At 66.0% G+C, this 15318-nt stretch carries 17 protein-coding genes; 8 read left to right on the top strand and 9 right to left on the bottom strand.

Features of this window, described 5'->3' with window-relative positions; translation table 11 throughout:
• A partial coding sequence (locus AC1DO7_RS21610) for a DEAD/DEAH box helicase family protein (RefSeq protein ID WP_477116544.1) occupies positions 1-798 on the bottom strand: 798 nt, incomplete at its 3' end.
• 156 nt (positions 799-954) lie between these two features.
• Between AC1DO7_RS21610 and AC1DO7_RS21605 the strand changes: the two genes are divergently transcribed.
• Both AC1DO7_RS21605 and AC1DO7_RS21600 read left to right on the top strand, forming a co-directional pair.
• On the top strand, positions 955-2151 hold the full coding sequence (locus AC1DO7_RS21605) for an amino acid aminotransferase (protein WP_477116543.1): 1197 nt from the start codon (positions 955-957) through the stop codon (positions 2149-2151).
• A 309-nt stretch (positions 2152-2460) separates the two neighbouring features.
• A complete protein-coding gene (locus AC1DO7_RS21600; protein ID WP_441618783.1) occupies positions 2461-3702 on the top strand; it encodes a polyhydroxyalkanoate depolymerase in 1242 nt (413 codons plus the stop codon).
• 97 nt (positions 3703-3799) lie between these two features.
• Here AC1DO7_RS21600 and AC1DO7_RS21595 read toward each other — a convergent pair whose 3' ends face one another.
• Positions 3800-4435 carry a TetR/AcrR family transcriptional regulator gene (locus AC1DO7_RS21595; protein ID WP_441618781.1) on the bottom strand — a complete coding sequence of 212 codons (636 nt, stop codon included), beginning with the start codon at positions 4433-4435 and terminating at the stop codon, positions 3800-3802.
• Positions 4436-4639: 204 nt separating this feature from the next.
• On the opposite strand from AC1DO7_RS21595, the gene rsxB reads away from it, so the two are divergent.
• Complete coding sequence (gene rsxB / locus AC1DO7_RS21590) at positions 4640-5461, top strand: electron transport complex subunit RsxB (RefSeq protein ID WP_441618779.1); 822 nt, start codon at positions 4640-4642, stop codon at positions 5459-5461.
• Entirely contained in the window at positions 5458-6102 is a 645-nt protein-coding gene (gene nth, locus AC1DO7_RS21585; protein WP_441618777.1) for an endonuclease III, read from the top strand. The genes rsxB and nth overlap by 4 nt, the downstream gene beginning before the upstream one ends.
• A gap of 64 nt (positions 6103-6166) precedes the next feature.
• On the opposite strand, the gene AC1DO7_RS21580 is transcribed toward nth, so the two are convergent.
• Together AC1DO7_RS21580 and AC1DO7_RS21575 are read right to left on the bottom strand one after the other, a co-directional pair.
• A complete protein-coding gene (locus AC1DO7_RS21580; protein WP_441618776.1) occupies positions 6167-6754 on the bottom strand; it encodes a malonic semialdehyde reductase in 588 nt (195 codons plus the stop codon).
• Positions 6755-6836: 82 nt separating this feature from the next.
• Positions 6837-7778, bottom strand: a complete 942-nt coding sequence (locus AC1DO7_RS21575; RefSeq protein ID WP_441618774.1) for a DMT family transporter — start codon at positions 7776-7778, stop codon at positions 6837-6839.
• 169 nt (positions 7779-7947) lie between these two features.
• Between AC1DO7_RS21575 and AC1DO7_RS21570 the strand changes: the two genes are divergently transcribed.
• Both AC1DO7_RS21570 and AC1DO7_RS21565 read left to right on the top strand, forming a co-directional pair.
• Complete coding sequence (locus AC1DO7_RS21570; protein WP_441618772.1) at positions 7948-8379, top strand: DUF1841 family protein; 432 nt, start codon at positions 7948-7950, stop codon at positions 8377-8379.
• Between the two features lie 158 nt (positions 8380-8537).
• Entirely contained in the window at positions 8538-9869 is a 1332-nt protein-coding gene (locus AC1DO7_RS21565) for a phospholipase A (RefSeq protein WP_441618770.1), read from the top strand.
• 37 nt (positions 9870-9906) lie between these two features.
• Here AC1DO7_RS21565 and AC1DO7_RS21560 read toward each other — a convergent pair whose 3' ends face one another.
• Complete coding sequence (locus AC1DO7_RS21560) at positions 9907-10356, bottom strand: thioredoxin family protein (RefSeq protein ID WP_441618769.1); 450 nt, start codon at positions 10354-10356, stop codon at positions 9907-9909.
• A gap of 93 nt (positions 10357-10449) precedes the next feature.
• Positions 10450-11007 (bottom strand): nucleotide exchange factor GrpE, encoded by a 558-nt coding sequence (gene grpE, locus AC1DO7_RS21555; protein ID WP_441643384.1) that lies wholly within the window; start codon positions 11005-11007, stop codon positions 10450-10452.
• Between the two features lie 274 nt (positions 11008-11281).
• On the opposite strand from grpE, the gene AC1DO7_RS21550 reads away from it, so the two are divergent.
• A complete protein-coding gene (locus AC1DO7_RS21550) occupies positions 11282-11437 on the top strand; it encodes a hypothetical protein (RefSeq protein ID WP_020201414.1) in 156 nt (51 codons plus the stop codon).
• Positions 11438-11513: 76 nt separating this feature from the next.
• Here AC1DO7_RS21550 and AC1DO7_RS21545 read toward each other — a convergent pair whose 3' ends face one another.
• The 3 genes from AC1DO7_RS21545 to hrcA all read right to left on the bottom strand — a co-directional run bounded on the left by AC1DO7_RS21545 (position 11514) and on the right by hrcA (position 14217).
• Positions 11514-11909, bottom strand: coding sequence for an RNA-binding S4 domain-containing protein (locus AC1DO7_RS21545; RefSeq protein WP_441618765.1), 396 nt, complete (start codon positions 11907-11909; stop codon positions 11514-11516).
• A 42-nt stretch (positions 11910-11951) separates the two neighbouring features.
• Complete coding sequence (gene hemH / locus AC1DO7_RS21540; RefSeq protein WP_441618763.1) at positions 11952-13067, bottom strand: ferrochelatase; 1116 nt, start codon at positions 13065-13067, stop codon at positions 11952-11954.
• Between the two features lie 112 nt (positions 13068-13179).
• Positions 13180-14217, bottom strand: coding sequence for a heat-inducible transcriptional repressor HrcA (gene hrcA, locus AC1DO7_RS21535; RefSeq protein WP_441618761.1), 1038 nt, complete (start codon positions 14215-14217; stop codon positions 13180-13182).
• A 114-nt stretch (positions 14218-14331) separates the two neighbouring features.
• Between hrcA and AC1DO7_RS21530 the strand changes: the two genes are divergently transcribed.
• Positions 14332-15249: an NAD kinase gene (locus tag AC1DO7_RS21530; RefSeq protein ID WP_441618759.1), complete on the top strand. Its 918-nt coding sequence runs from the start codon at positions 14332-14334 to the stop codon at positions 15247-15249.
• Positions 15250-15318 lie beyond the last annotated feature (69 nt).

The raw sequence follows: 15318 nt of genomic DNA, 5'->3' as shown, positions 1-15318 counted from the left end.
GCTCGACGGATAGACGGTAAAGCGCGGGATCTTCTGGCGCACGCGCCCGGTGAGCGGATCGAAGAACAGCAGCGAGTCGATCTCGTCGTCGAACATGTCGACGCGCACCGCCAGTTCGGCATGCTCGGCCGGGAAGATGTCGAGCGTGTCGCCGCGCACGCGGAAGGTGCCGCGCTGGAAATCGGTCTCGTTGCGGGTGTACTGCATGGCGATCAGGCGCGCGATCACGTCGCGCTGGCTGATCTTGTCGCCCGTGCGCAGCGTCAGGATCATCTTGTGGTATTCGGACGGGTTGCCGATACCGTAGATGGCCGAGACCGTGGCCACGATGATGGTGTCGCGCCGCTCCAGCAGGCTCTTGGTGGCCGACAGCCGCATCTGCTCGATATGCTCGTTGATCGAGGAGTCTTTCTCGATGAACAGGTCGCGCTGGGGCACGTACGCTTCGGGCTGGTAGTAGTCGTAATAGCTGACGAAGTACTCCACCGCGTTGCGGGGGAAGAACTCGCGGAATTCCGAGTACAACTGCGCCGCCAGCGTCTTGTTGGGCGCGAACACGATGGCGGGACGCCCCATGCGGGCGATCACGTTGGCCATGGTGAAGGTCTTGCCCGACCCGGTCACGCCCAGCAAGGTCTGGTACGACAGGCCGTCTTCCACGCCCTCCACCAGCTGGCGGATGGCCTCGGGCTGGTCGCCGGCGGCCTCATAGGGCTGGTAGAGCTGGAACGGCGAGCCGGGGAAGGTCGCGAACTTCTCTTCGTCCAGCGCGGGCGCGACTTCAACAAGATTCGACATAGGCTGCTAGGGAAAACCTCAGGAAAACGGGCGGATACGCTAGAATCTTGGGGTTGGCGGCCAGGTATCAAGATGGGGGCCGCCGGCACTCTCCAGCGCAGTCCGGAGCATTCTACGCCCTCCCGTTTTGTTACATAGCTGACCACGAGATCCCAAATGAGTTTGTTTTCTGCCGTCGAGATGGCCCCGCGCGACCCGATTCTGGGCCTGAATGAAGCCWTCAATGCCGACACCCGTGCGACCAAGGTCAATCTGGGCGTGGGCGTGTACTTCACCGACGAAGGGAAAATCCCTCTGCTGCGCGCAGTGCAGGAAGCCGAAAAGGCCCGCCTGACCACCGCCACCCCGCGCGGCTACCTGCCGATCGAAGGCATCGCCGCCTACGACCAGGCCGTGCAGACCCTGCTGTTCGGCAAGGAATCGCCGCTGATCACCGAAGGCCGCGTTGTGACGGCCCAGGCTCTGGGCGGCACGGGCGCGCTGAAGATCGGCGCCGACTTCCTCAAGCGCCTGTATCCGGATGCCAAGGTCGCCATCAGCGACCCGAGCTGGGAAAACCACCGCGCCCTGTTCGAGGCCGCCGGGTTCCCCGTGGTCAACTATGCGTACTACGACGCGCCCAGCCACGGCCTGAATTTCGCCGGCATGGTCGAGTCACTCAAGTCCTACCCCGCCAACACCATCGTGGTGCTGCACGCCTGCTGCCACAACCCGACCGGGGTCGACCTGTCGGCCGAGCAATGGCAACAGGTGGTGGGCCTGATCAAGGACCGCAACCTGATTCCCTTCCTCGACATGGCCTACCAGGGCTTTGCCGAGGGCATCGAGCCGGACGGCGCTGCGGTGCGCCTGTTCGCGGACTCCGGCCTGCCCTTCTTCGTCTCCAGCTCCTTCTCGAAGAGCTTCTCGCTGTATGGCGAGCGCGTGGGCGCGCTGTCGATCGTGACCACGGGCAAGGAAGAAGCCCAGCGCGTGATGTCGCAGGTCAAGCGCGTCATCCGCACCAACTACTCCAACCCGCCCACGCACGGCGGCACCGTGGTCGCTACCGTGCTGAACAGCCCCGAACTGCGCGCCATGTGGGAGCAGGAGCTCGGCGAGATGCGCGACCGCATCAAGCTGATGCGCCATGCGCTGGTGGACAAGCTGGCCGCCAAGGGCGTGCCGGGCGACTTCTCCTTCGTCAAGGCCCAGCGCGGCATGTTCTCGTACTCGGGCCTGACCTCGGCCCAGGTGGACATCCTGCGCAACGAGCACGGTATCTACGCCGTCGGCACCGGCCGCATCTGCGTGGCGGCGCTGAATAGCCGCAACATCGATGCGGTGGTCGACGCGATCGCGGCTGTGTTGTAAGAAGGCCCGGCAAAAGCGACGAAAAGGCGACTTCGGTCGCCTTTTTTGCATCTGACGTCCAAAATTTGCGTTCTTTTACGTTTGTCAGCGAGATGTACAGTACTTGTCCTATTGTCTTTTCCCGTTGCAGGCGTACCTTAGCGTATATGCTGCAACGCACGATCGTTCGCAAACGCGCATAATCAGCCACAGTCGGTAACACGTTAGCAACGACAGCAACGTCAGCAGCGTGAATAGTATCTTTGCGTCACATTTTTAACGTCAAGGCGTTGAATTCCAGCTTCGCCCCCAGCCTGATAGGTATCCGTCATGCTTTACCAGCTGCATGAGTTCCAGCGCTCGATGCTGCACCCGCTTACCGCGTGGGCGCAGGCCACGGCCAAGACTTTCACCAATCCACTGAGCCCGCTCTCGCTGGTACCCGGCGCCACGCGCCTGGCAGCCGGCTATGAACTGCTGTACCGGCTCGGCAAGGAATACGAGAAGCCTGCATTCGACATCAAGTCGGTCCGCTCCAACGGGCGCGACATCCCGATCGTCGAGCAGACCATCGTCGAGAAGCCGTTCTGCAAGCTGGTGCGCTTCAAGCGCTATGCCGACGATCCCGAGACCATCAAGCTGCTCAAGGACGAGCCGGTGGTGCTGGTGTGCGCCCCGCTGTCGGGCCACCATGCCACGCTGCTGCGCGACACCGTGCGCACCCTGCTGCAAGACCACAAGGTCTACGTGACCGACTGGCTCGATGCACGCATGGTGCCGATCGACCAGGGCACCTTCCACCTGTCGGACTACATTCACTACATTCAGGACTTCATCCGCCATATCGGCGCGGAGAACCTGCATGTGATCTCGGTGTGCCAGCCGACGGTACCGGTGCTCGCGGCCATCTCCCTGCTGGCCTCGGCCGGCGAGAAGACGCCCAAGACCATGACCATGATGGGCGGCCCCATCGACGCGCGCCGCAGCCCGACCGCGGTGAATTCGCTGGCGACCAACAAGTCCTTCGAGTGGTTCGAGAACAACGTGATCTACACGGTGCCGGCGAACTACCCCGGCCATGGCCGCAAGGTCTATCCCGGCTTCCTCCAGCATGCCGGCTTCGTGGCGATGAACCCGGACCGCCACCTGTCCTCGCACTATGACTACTACCTGAACCTGGTCGAGGGCGACGCCGACGACGCGGAAGCCCATGTCCGCTTCTATGACGAGTACAACGCGGTGCTCGACATGGCCGCCGAGTATTACCTCGACACGATCCGCGAAGTGTTCCAGGAATTCCGCCTGGCCAACGGCACGTGGGAAATCGACGGCCAGCCAGTACGCCCGCAGGACATCAAGGGCACCGCGCTGCTGACCATCGAGGGCGAGCTGGACGATATCTCGGGTGCCGGCCAGACCGCCGCGGCGCACGAGCTGTGCGCCGGCATCCCCAAGGCCCGCAAGCAGCACATCAACGCGCTCAAGTGCGGCCACTACGGTATCTTCTCCGGCCGTCGCTGGCGCGAGGAGATCTACCCGGAACTGCGCGACTTCGTGCTCAAGTACCGTTGAGCCACCGCCCGGTCCCGCGCAAACAAGAACGCCCGCGTTTCACCGCGGGCGTTTTTCATTCGTTTCCGGTCCTCCGGACCGTGCCTGGCGCAAAGGCTCAGCGCCGTTCCAGGTAGGACAGCAGCATGTCGGTATGCAACTCGGCAAAACGCTCGTGTTCGTCCTGCGAGGCCACGTCCCGGCCAATCACCGCGCTGATCGTGTAGCGGTTGGACAGCACGTAGTAACCCAGCGCCGAGATCGTCAGGTAGAGCTGCGGCACGTCGACGTTATCGCGGAACACGCCCTGGCGCTGACCCCGCTTGACGATGTCCGCCAGCACATTGACCACCGGATTGATCAGCTGGTGCAGTTGCGTGGACTTCTTCAGGTGCCGGGCCTCATGGAGGTTCTCGCTGTTGACCAGCCGGATGAACTCCGGATTGCGGTAATACCAGTCCCAGACGAAGCGGGCCAGCGTGCGGACCGCCGCGACGGGATCCTCGTCGACGATGTGCAATTGCTCCTCGGCAGCGCGAAACTCTGCGTATTGCCGCTCCAGCACGGCAAGGAACAGGCCCTCTTTGCTGCCGTAGTAGTAATACAGCATGCGCTCATTGGTCTCCGCGCGACGGGCGATCTGGTCGACGCGCGCGCCGGCCAGCCCGCCCTTGGCGAACTCTTCTGTGGCGGCATCGAGGATGCGGCGGCGCGTTCCCTCCGGGTCCCGCTTTGTTCTGGTTTCGTTTTGCATGCGACGGCTGGTGAATCGTTGCGCGGGATTATGGCACAGGGCAACCTGCGCGCAGCGGCCCCCGCGGAGGGCGCATCATCGCGCGTTTCTGCGCTGCGGCGAAATCGGGGATAATCCMTGCCGCGCGCCCGCTCCAGYCGGCCAGACCACCGGCACGAAAAGAGAGCGGCGCCATGCCGCACCCGCAAACCCCAAAATGCTGTCGTGACCGCCACCCCCCTTACCCTCGCCGATCGCCTCGAAGCCCTGCTGCCGCAGACCCAGTGCACCAAGTGCGGCTTCGACGGTTGCCGTCCCTATGCCGAAGCCATGGCTGCCGGCGAAGCGGCGTGCAACCGCTGCCCGCCTGGCGGCGAAGAAGGCATCGGCCGCCTCGCGGCGCTGCTCGGCACGCCGGCGCTGCCGCTGGACCCGGAGCGCGGCGTGGAACAGCCGCGCGCGCTGGCGCTGATCGACGAAACCCTGTGCATCGGCTGCACACTGTGCATCCAGGCCTGCCCGGTCGACGCCATCGTGGGCGCGCCCAAGCAGATGCACACCGTGCTGGCGGACTGGTGCACCGGTTGCGATCTGTGCGTGGCGCCCTGCCCGGTCGACTGCATCGCCATGGTTCCCGTGACCGCGGAGCGCACCGGCTGGGCCGCGTGGTCGCAGGCGCAGGCCGACGAGGCCCACGCGCGCTACGTGGCGCGCCGCGCCCGCCTGGTGCGTGAGCAGGACGAGAACGATGCCCGCCTGGCGGCCAAGGCCGCCGCCAAGCTCGAAGCGCTGCAGGCCGAAAACGCCCAGAGCGAGCAAGAGCGCCAGGCCCAGGCACGCAAGCAGGCCATCATCCAGGCCGCCATCGAGCGCGCGCGCCTCAAGCAGCAGGCCGTCAAGCCCCGCAATACGGAGAATGTCCCGCCCGCCGTGCAGGCCCAGATCGATGCCGCCGAAGCCCGCCGCGCCAAGGCCGGCCTCGTCGCCCCGGACCAGACCGGCCCGGATGCCCCGCCCGGGACCAACCCAGCCACCAAGGACGAATGAACGCCGCCAAGTGCCGCGCCCTGTTCGAAACACTGCGCGAAGTCAACCCGACCCCTGCCACCGAGCTGGAATACAGCTCGCCGTTCGAGCTGCTGATCGCCGTGCTGCTGTCGGCGCAGGCCACCGACGTGGGCGTGAACAAGGCTACCCGCAAGCTCTACCCGGTTGCGCACACGCCGCAGCAGATGCTCGATCTCGGCGAGGACGGGCTGATCGAGTACATCAAGACCATCGGCCTCTACAAGACCAAGGCCAAGCACGTCATCGCGACCTGCCGCATCCTGGTCGAGCAGCATGGCGGCCAGGTGCCGCGCGACCGCGAAGCCCTGGAGGCACTGCCGGGGGTCGGCCGCAAGACCGCCAACGTGGTGCTCAACACCGCTTTTGGCGAAGCCACCATCGCAGTCGATACCCATATCTTCCGGGTGGCCAACCGCACCGGCCTGGCGCCCGGCAAGAACGTGCAGGTCGTGGAGCACAAGCTGCTCAAGGTGGTACCGCACGAGTTCCTGCACGATGCGCACCACTGGCTGATCCTGCACGGGCGCTATGTGTGCAAGGCGCGCAAGCCGGAATGCTGGCATTGCGCGATCGAACCGCTTTGCGAATTCCGGCCGAAGACCGAGGCACCCAAGGTCTAGCATCCCCGCGAGAATGCAAAAGGCCCCCGCAGGGGCCTTGATGCGAGCAGCCTGGGCGCGAGGCTCAGACCACGCGGCAAGCCTCGTCGAACGACAGGCGCGGGCTGCGCGGGAACAGCTTGTCTGCTTCGCCGTAGCCCAGGTTGCAGAGGAAGTTCGCCGACCACTTGCCGTCGGGGAAGAACGCCGCGTTGACCTTGGCCGCGTCGAAGCCCCCCATCGGGCCGCAATCCAGGCCGAGCGCACGTGCCGCCAGGATGAAATAACCGCCTTGCAGCGAGCTGTTCACCAGGGCATCGCGAGCGATCTTTTCCGGCTGGCCTGCGTACCACGAGCGGGCATCGGCATGCGGGAACAGCTTGGGCAGCTGGTCGTGGAAAGCGTTGTCGAAGGCGACGATGGCCGTTACCGGCGCGGAACGGGTCTTGTCGACGTTGCCGGGAGCGACGCATTCGACCAGGCGGGCCTTCTCCGCGGCGCTTTTCACGAAAACGATGCGGGCGGGCGAGCTGTTGGCGGCCGTCGGGCCAAACTTCATGGCGTCATAGATCTGATGAAGCGTGGCATCGTCCACCTTGCGGTCTTGCCACACGTTGTGGGTGCGGGCTTCGGTGAACAGCTGGGCGATGGCTGCCTGGTCGATCGATTTCATGCGTCGGTTCCTGAACGAGAGGTGAGAGCCGGATTGTATCGAAGACGCCGCCCCGTCCCTCCAAGCGATTTGAGCAAGGGATTCAATTCTGTTGTACTTGCTCGGCGCCGCTACCCTTGCGCGTCAGCCACAGCACGCCGGCCAGGATCAGCGCGCCGCCCAGCGCCTGGGTCAGCCCGACCTGCTCGCCCAGCAAAAGCGCCGCCAGCACCACCGTCACGACCGGCTCCAGCGTCGACAGCATGGAAGCGCGCGCTGCGCCAAGGCGCTGCAAGCCGGCAAAGAAGGTCAGGATGGCCAGCACGGTCGAGAGCAGCGCGATCGCCAGCAGCGCCAGCCAGCCCCCCGCGGTTTGCGGGAACTGCGGCGGCGCCCCGGCCCCGGCGCGCAGGATGCCGACGGCGATATAGACCAGTGCCGCAGCCGTGCACACCACGGTGGTGGTGGCGAGCGGGTTGACGCCAGCCGTGATGCGCGCGCCCACGATGATGTACACCGAGTAGATCACAGCCGAGGCCAGTCCGAGCGCGATCCCCAGCGCCGAACCCTGGCCGCCGCCGACCGTCAGGCCGGCGCCCACCGAACACAGCACCAGCGCGATCACCGACGCCGCGCCCAGGCGCTCCTTGAGGAACACCGCGGCGAGGATGGTGACGAAGAGCGGGTACAGGTAGAGCAGCAATGCCACCAGGCTTGCCTGGGCATGATTGAGCGCCGTGAAGAAGCAGAACGACTGGCCGACATAGCCGATGCCGCCCATCGCCGCGAGCGCCAGGACCTTGCGCCAGCCAGGCAGGCCGACTCCGCGCGCCCGCATGGCCAGCGCCAGCGCGCCGGCCGCCAGCGTGAAACGCACCGCCAGCAAGCCATAGACATCGGATCCGGCATCGTAGGCAAAGCGGGCGAAGATCGCCATGGCGCCAAAGGCGCTGGCCGAAAGCGCGATCAGCAGCACCCCGGCGAGCTGCTCGCGTACGTTGCGGCCGGCTTGGAGACTGTCGGGGGAGGAGCGGGAAACGGACATGTCGGCGTGTGGATTCGGTCTTCCGGCGGGCGCCGGGCAAGCCGCATTCTATGCCGTGCAAATGCCGCGCGGGGCCGGATCCATGCCGGCGGCAATCGGGCGGCAATCGGGCGGGCGGCGCCGGTGCCGCCCTGCGGCGGAGGCCGGCCTCGTTTACAATGACGCCATCATGTTCAATCCCTCCCGCGAAGAAGTCCGCCGTTTTTTCTGCGATGCATGGCAGAAGCAGCGCGCAGGCAGCGTCCTCACCCCGCTTGAAGCCATTGCCGTCGACTGGATCGGCGAGCATCCCGAGTATCAGAACCTGCTGACCGACACGGAAGGCGCGCTCACTCAGGACTACACCCCCGAAGGCGGCCAGACCAATCCTTTCCTGCACCTGGCCATGCATTTGTCGATCGCCGAACAGGTATCGATCGACCAGCCGCCCGGCATCCGTCGCGCCTACGAGGCGCTGGCCCAGCGCCTCGACTCGCCGCATGAGGCGCATCACCAGGTCATGGAATGCCTGGGCGAGATGCTCTGGGAGGCGCAACGCACCGGCCTGCCGCCCGACGGCGAGAATTACATTGCCTCGGTCCAGCGCCGCGCCATGCGGTAGCGCCAGCAGCGTCTTGCCATGCCGGGCTTCCCGGCGGCGTACAAATCATCACAAAGTCGGCGCGCCGGGCATGTTAGGCTTTACCGCGTCGCAATAGATCATGCCGCGCTTGCATCACCTTTCCCGGGACCCGGGAAAACGCGCGCCGCTTCAACCACATGCAGCTTTGCACGCATAATGCCCGGACCGGCTCCTCGCCTGCGGTCCGGCGCCGGCTCGCACCGGCGACCCCGGCCCTGCTTCTCTCCCTTGCCCTCGCTGCCGCCTGGCCGCTGCCCAGCCGGGCAGCCATCGCGCTGCTGCAGCCACCGAAGGTGGTCGACGGCACCAGGCCGCTGACCCTGACCCTGCTGGTCAGCGCCGACAAAGCCAACCGGACGTTCCTGGTGCCGGAGGCCATCGACGTGGTCGCATCGGCGGACCTGCAGGCGCCGGTGCGCCTGCACTTGGAGCGCACGGCGCCTGGTGCCGCCACGATCCGGCTGCGCCAGGGCGAGCACCGCATCATCGAATACAGCGCGACCATCCCGCCCGCGCTGCGCGGGACCGTACGGCTGGATCCCGTCGATATCGATGCGGCGCCGGTACTGGTCACCCTGAACCGGGCGCCGCGCCCGGACGACCCGCCCGCGGCGCAGGTGGCGCAGGCCACGGCCGCCCCGGCCGGAAGCACGGCCGCCGCACCGACGCAGGGCGACCGCACCGCCACGCCTGCCGTCCCGGTCGTGCCAGTGGCCGCGTCGGCCGAGCCCGCGCCCGTCCAGACCGATTTGCGCGACCAGGGCCGGCTGACCTTCAACGATCCGATGTACTTCCTGGTCGGCGCGCATGACGGCGCCAACGCCAAGTTCCAGCTCAGCTTCAAGTTCCGCATCTTCGAGGGCGAAAACCCGTCTTCGCGCAGCCTGCTGGACAACCTCTACTTCGGCTACACGCAGTTCTCGCTGTGGGACCTGGCCGGAGACTCCCACCCCTTCCGCGACACCAATTACCGGCCGAGCCTGTTCTACTACCTGTCGGATACCGGGGTGCATAACCGCACGATCAGCCGTCTTTCGCTCGCCGCGGGCCTGGAGCACGAGTCCAACGGCCGCGACGGCGACCAGTCGCGCAGCATCAATACCGTCTTCGTCAAGCCGACCCTCTACCTGGGCGACTTGAGCAGCTGGCACTGGAGCGTATCGCCCAAGCTCTATTACTACCTGGAGAAGAACGACAACACGGATATCGCCAGCTACCGCGGCTACATGGACCTGAAGCTGGCCTACGGCAAGCCGGATTCATGGGAATTCGCGGCCACCATGCGCAAGGGCACGCAGAAGTACTATGGCAGCGTCGACGCCTCGGTGACCTATCCGCTCGCGCGGCTGATCCCGGGCACCGCGGGCTATCTGATGGCGGGCTATTTCGTCGGCTATGGCGAGAGCATGCTGGACTACAACCACAAGCTGCCGTGGCAATTCCGCCTCGGCTATGCCTTGTCGCGCTAGTCCCGCCGGGCAGCCCGCCACGCGCGCGGGCCGCGCTTCAGCCCGCCAGGGGCTTGCCGCTGGCCTTCAGGCGGGCATTGGCCACCGCCGCGGCGAACTGGCCATGACCGTGCCAGCCGGTGGCACGGCCGAGTTTCTTGCCCTTGTGGAAGAACATGAACACGGGGATTCCATGCAGGCCGAAGCGCCTGCCCAGTTCGGGGTGCGCGTAGACGTTGGCATGCAGCCAGTGCAGCTCTAGCGCGCGCACCGGCTCGGGATTGGCCAGCATGGCTTTCTTCGCCATTTCGCAATTGAAGCAGTCCACGCCCCAGAAGAACACGCACACCAGAGCATCATCGGCAGCCGCAATGGCGGCGTCGATATCGTCGCCGTTCACCTCGCGCATGCCGAAAGTTTCGAAGGCATGGTGATCCAGGTGCGGCGCCGCGTCGGCGGCGGCTTCGGCCGGCGCGCCGGCAGCGGACTTGTCTGACGAGGTAGACATAGGCTTCTCCAGCAATGAAAAACGCCCGGGCCAGTGGCACCGGGCGTTGCTCGTGCCGCCGGACAGGCGGACAACGAAAGCGATGCGCCGCCGTTACTTCGGGGCGGACACCGTCACCAGCGCCGGACGCAGCACACGGTCGGCGATCGTGTAGCCGCGCTGCAGCACCGACACCACGGTATTGGGTTCCTGCGGCGCCGGCACCATCGAGATGGCCTGGTGGCGATGCGGGTCGAACTTTTCGCCGACCGGATTCAGCTCGACGATCTTGCCCTTCTCGAAGGCGCTGGTGAGCTGGCGCGCGGTCAGCTCCACCCCTTCGCGCAGCTTGGCGATGTCGCCGGAACCGTCGGCCAGCGCGGCCTGCAGGCTGTCCATCACCGGCAGCAGGTAGTCGGCGAAGCTCTCGATAGCGAACTTGTGCGCCTTGGCGACGTCTTCCTGGGCGCGGCGGCGGATATTCTCGCCCTCCGCGGTCGCCCGCAGGAACATGTCATAGTGCTCCTTGGCCTTGGCTTCGAGCGTGGCCAGCTGGGCGGTCACGTCCTCCGCGGCGGCGTTCTCGGCCTGGCCGGCCGGCGCGTTGTTCAGCTCCTCGCCGGCGGCCGCCGGCGGCGTCGTGGTGGATGGCGTCTGCTTCTGTTCTTCCATGTCGATCCGTATCAATACAAGGACGCGGCCGGCCTGGCGCTGGCCGCGGGTGGTAAATCGGCAAATGTATCCTGCAATTGGTGACAGGCATCCATTATTTCAAGAGTGCACCGCGCCGGGGCACTGAAACACACGGTTACAAAGAGGTGCACATGGAAATAGGGGCCATATTGCTTTGCTGCAGCGCACCCCCTAAGATGAAACCGTATAAAAATGACAAAAATACCGGGGTCGAAGATGCATCACAAGTCGGGCCACACTCGAAAGGTTAGCCATGCATAAGCTACCTGTTCTGACGGTCTTCCTTCTCGCCGCATTATCGGTGATGACAGTCTTTATCTGCCTCTCCGGCGCCTTCACGCCGCGAGACACCGAATACGGTAGTGGCAAGGCGGTCTTCAAACACTACATCGTTCCCTTCGTTCGCTGATCCAGGCCGGTGAGCCGCGGCGCCGCATGCGATGGCGCCGCTCGCCGCCTCCTGAGTCCTCTCGGCTCCCCGACTCTCAGCTCCCGAATCCGTCCAGCAGGCGGCGATCCCGCTTGGTCGGCCTGCCCTGCAGCCGCGAGGCCGGCTCCACGTTGAGCCGCCGGTTTTCCGCTTCCTCGCGTCGTCGCGCCTGGCTTGCCTGCGTCTCCGCATAGAGCGTCTGCGCCACCGTCGCCGACCCGCGCGCGCCGGCGATGCCCCTGACCAGCACTTCCCAGCGCTGCTGATGCGCCTCGAGCACGATGGTGTCGCCCGGCTTGACCTCGCGCGAGTTCTTGCAAGGCTGGCCGTTGACCTGCACCTTGCCACGCTCCACGGCCTCGGCCGCCAGCGAGCGGGTCTTGAAGAAGCGCGCGCACCACAGCCATTTGTCGATGCGCAGGCGCGCGTCAGCCTCGAAAGATACGTTCATTCTGTCATCTCCATGCCAGGGGCCGGCTTTGCCGCGCCCGTGTCACGCCGCAGCCCCGCGCATCTGGGCCTGGGTGCGGCGAGCCTCCAGTTCGTGCGGGTGCGGCAGCCGCAGCGGCCATCCCTGCAAGTGCTGCAAGCCGATCTCCGCCAGCCCGGCGATCCAGCTCTCGGCATCGTTGAGGCAGGGAATGTAATGGAACACCTTGCCGCCCGCCACCTGGAATTCGGAACGTCCTTCCATGCCGATCTCCTCCAGGGTCTCCAGGCAGTCGGCCGGGAATCCGGGGCAGAACACGTCGACCCGCCCGGTGCCGACCTTGCCCAACTCCTGCAGCGTGGGTGCCGTGTAGGGCTGCAGCCATTCCGCGCGGCCGAAGCGCGACTGGAAGGTAACCTGGTACTGGCCGGCTTGCAGGCCCAGCGCCTCGCCCAGCAGGCGGCCGGTCTTCAGGCATTCGCAATGGTAGGGATCGCCCAGTTCCAGGGTGCGCCGCGGCACCCCGTGGAACGACAGGATCAGCTTGTCCCCACGCCCGAAATCCGGCGTGCCGTGCTGCGCCCAGTATGCCCCCACCTGCTGGTGCAAGGCGGCAATATAGGCCGGATGGTCGTGAAAATGCTTGACCAGCCGCAATTCTGGCTGATTCCGCCAGGTCGCCAGCACGCGGAACGCTTCGTCGAACGCCGTGGCCGTGGTGGTGCCGGAGTACTGCGGATACAGGGGCAGCAGCAGGATGCGCTCGGTGCCCTGGCGGCGCAGCGCCTCCAGCACGGAAGCGATCGACGGGTTGCCATAGCGCATCGCGCACGCCACCGTCACTTCGTGGCCCTGCTGGCTGAGCAGCAATTGCAGGGCGTGGGCCTGGCGTTCGGTATGCACGAGCAGTGGCGAACCGGTCATCTGCGCCTCGCGCAGCCAGACCGACTCGTATTTCACCGCCGAGGCGCGCGAGCGCAACGGCAGGATGATGCCGTACAGGATCGGCAGCCAGGCAGCGCGCGGGATCTCCACCACGCGCGGATCGGACAGGAACTGCCTGAGATAGCTGCCGACGGCCTTCGGTGTCGGCGCATCGGGCGTGCCGAGGTTGATCAGCAGGATCGCCGTGCGCGGCGCCTGGCCATGCTGATAGGCCGGTTCGGGGGTAGTCGTCATGGTGTTTCCGGTGTGGCGGGGCGGGACGCGCCAAAGGCGCGCGGCCGCCGGGTCTCGCCGAGCAGACGGGAGGAGCGGAACAGGCAGTCGGTGAGACCGGCCCTGGCCAGCACTAGTTCTGGCTCAGCGCGCTGGACAATAGCCTCGCGGTGATGTCGACGATCGGGATCACCCGTTCGTAGGCCATGCGGGTGGGCCCGATCACCCCCAGCGTGCCGACGATCTGGCCGTCGACCTCGTAGGGCGCCGTGATGACCGCCATGTCTTCCAGCGGCACCAGCTTGCTCTCGCCGCCGATGAAGATCTGCACGCCCTGGGCGTGGCTGGAGACGTCGAGCAGCTTGAGCAGGCCGGTCTTGTGCTCGAACACGTCGAACAGCCGGCGCAGCTTTTCCATGCTGGAGGACAGGTCCTCCACCTCGAGCAGCTTGCGCTCGCCGGAAATGAAGACATGATTGTCTTCTTCCTCCGCCATGGCGCTGCTGCCCGCTTCCACCGCCGCCTGCATCAGCTGCGACATATCCATGCGCAAGGCCTGCAATTCCCCGCGCAGGTGGTCGCGCACATTGTCGAAGCTCATGCCGGCGTAGTGCGAGTTGATGAAATTCGCGGCCTCGACCAGTTGCGACGCCGTGTACGGCAGCTCGGTCTGGATGATGCGGTTCTGCACGTCTCCCTCGGGGGTGACGATGATCAGCAGGATGCGCTTGTCCGACAGCCGCATGAACTCGACCTGGCGAAACGCCTGCGCGCGCCGCGGGGTCATCACCACGCCGGCGAAATGCGACAGATTGGACAAGGTATGCGCCGCCGACGTGATCATCCGCTGCGGCCCGAGCTGCTGCCCGCGCAACTGGCCCAGGATCTTGCCGGTCAGCTCCGCCAGGTTGAGCGCGCTGTCCAGCGGCTGGGCGGTCAGCATGGTATCGACGAACAGCCGGTAGCCGCGCGGGGTCGGGATACGCCCCGCCGACGTGTGCGGACTGGTGATGAACCCCATTTCCTCCAGGTCCGACATCACATTGCGGATGGTGGCCGGGGACAGATCGAGACCGGAGTACTTCGACAAGGTCCGCGAACCCACGGGTTGCCCCTCGGCGATATAGCGCTCGATCAGGGTCTTGAGAAGCGTTTTCGCACGTTCATCCATGATGCACCCGATTTTACGCAGGTTTTACCCGTTCGGGCGGCTCGTGCACGCCCGCGCACGCCCGGACGTGCCGCCTTGCTGACAATGGTCGCGGCGGTATGGTCTAATCCGGGCATGTCTTCGCTCCCCACGCCCGGCGCCGCTCGCGCGCCCTTTCGCACCGTCGCCCTGATCGGCAGGTACGCCACCGCCGGCATCGAAGGCCCGCTGGAAGAGCTTGCCGCCTGCATCCTCAAGAACGGCCAGGATGTGGTGTTCGAGCGGGAAACCGCGCTGGCCACGGGCCTGACCGACTACCCGGCCCTGCCACCCGGCGAGATCGGCAAGCATGCCGACGTCGCCGTGGTGCTGGGCGGCGACGGTACCTTGCTGGGCCTGGCGCGCCAGCTGGCCGGCTTTCAGGTGCCGCTGATCGGCGTCAACCACGGGCGCCTTGGCTTCATGACCGACATCCCGCTGGAAGACGTGCATTCGGTGCTGCCCGACATGCTGGCCGGACGTTATGAATCCGAGACCCGCATGCTGCTGGAGTCGCAGGTGGTGCGCGACGACGGCGTGATCTTCTCCGCGCTGGCCTTCAACGACGTGGTGGTCAACCGCTCCGGCATCTCGGGCATGGTGGAGCTGGCGGTCTCGGTGGACGGCTACTTCATGTACAACCAGCGTTCGGACGGCCTGATCGTGTCCACGCCGACCGGCTCCACGGCCTACGCCCTATCCGCCGGCGGACCGATCCTGCACCCCACGCTGTCCGGCCTGGTGCTGGTGCCGATCGCCCCGCACGCGCTGTCCAACCGCCCGATCGTGCTGCCGCATGACGCCGAGGTGTCGATCGAGGTGGCCACCGCGCGCGACGCCAGCGTCAACTTCGACATGCAGTCGCTGACCTCGCTGCTGCCCGGCGACCGCATCGTGGTGCGGCGCTCGGCCAAGACCGTCCACCTGCTGCACCCGCTCGGCTACAACTATTACGCCACGCTGCGCAAGAAGCTGCACTGGCACGAGTACCCGAGCGAAGACAACCGGCTCTGATCCGGCGCGGTCGCAGCCCACCGCGACCATGCCGGCCGGCGCCTCCCGCAGACCGCCCCCCAACCTGAC

The organism is Cupriavidus sp. 05N40 (assembly GCF_056397305.1).
Note: the sequence above shows the minus strand (reverse complement) of the source record. Positions and strands in the feature narration are given on the sequence as shown.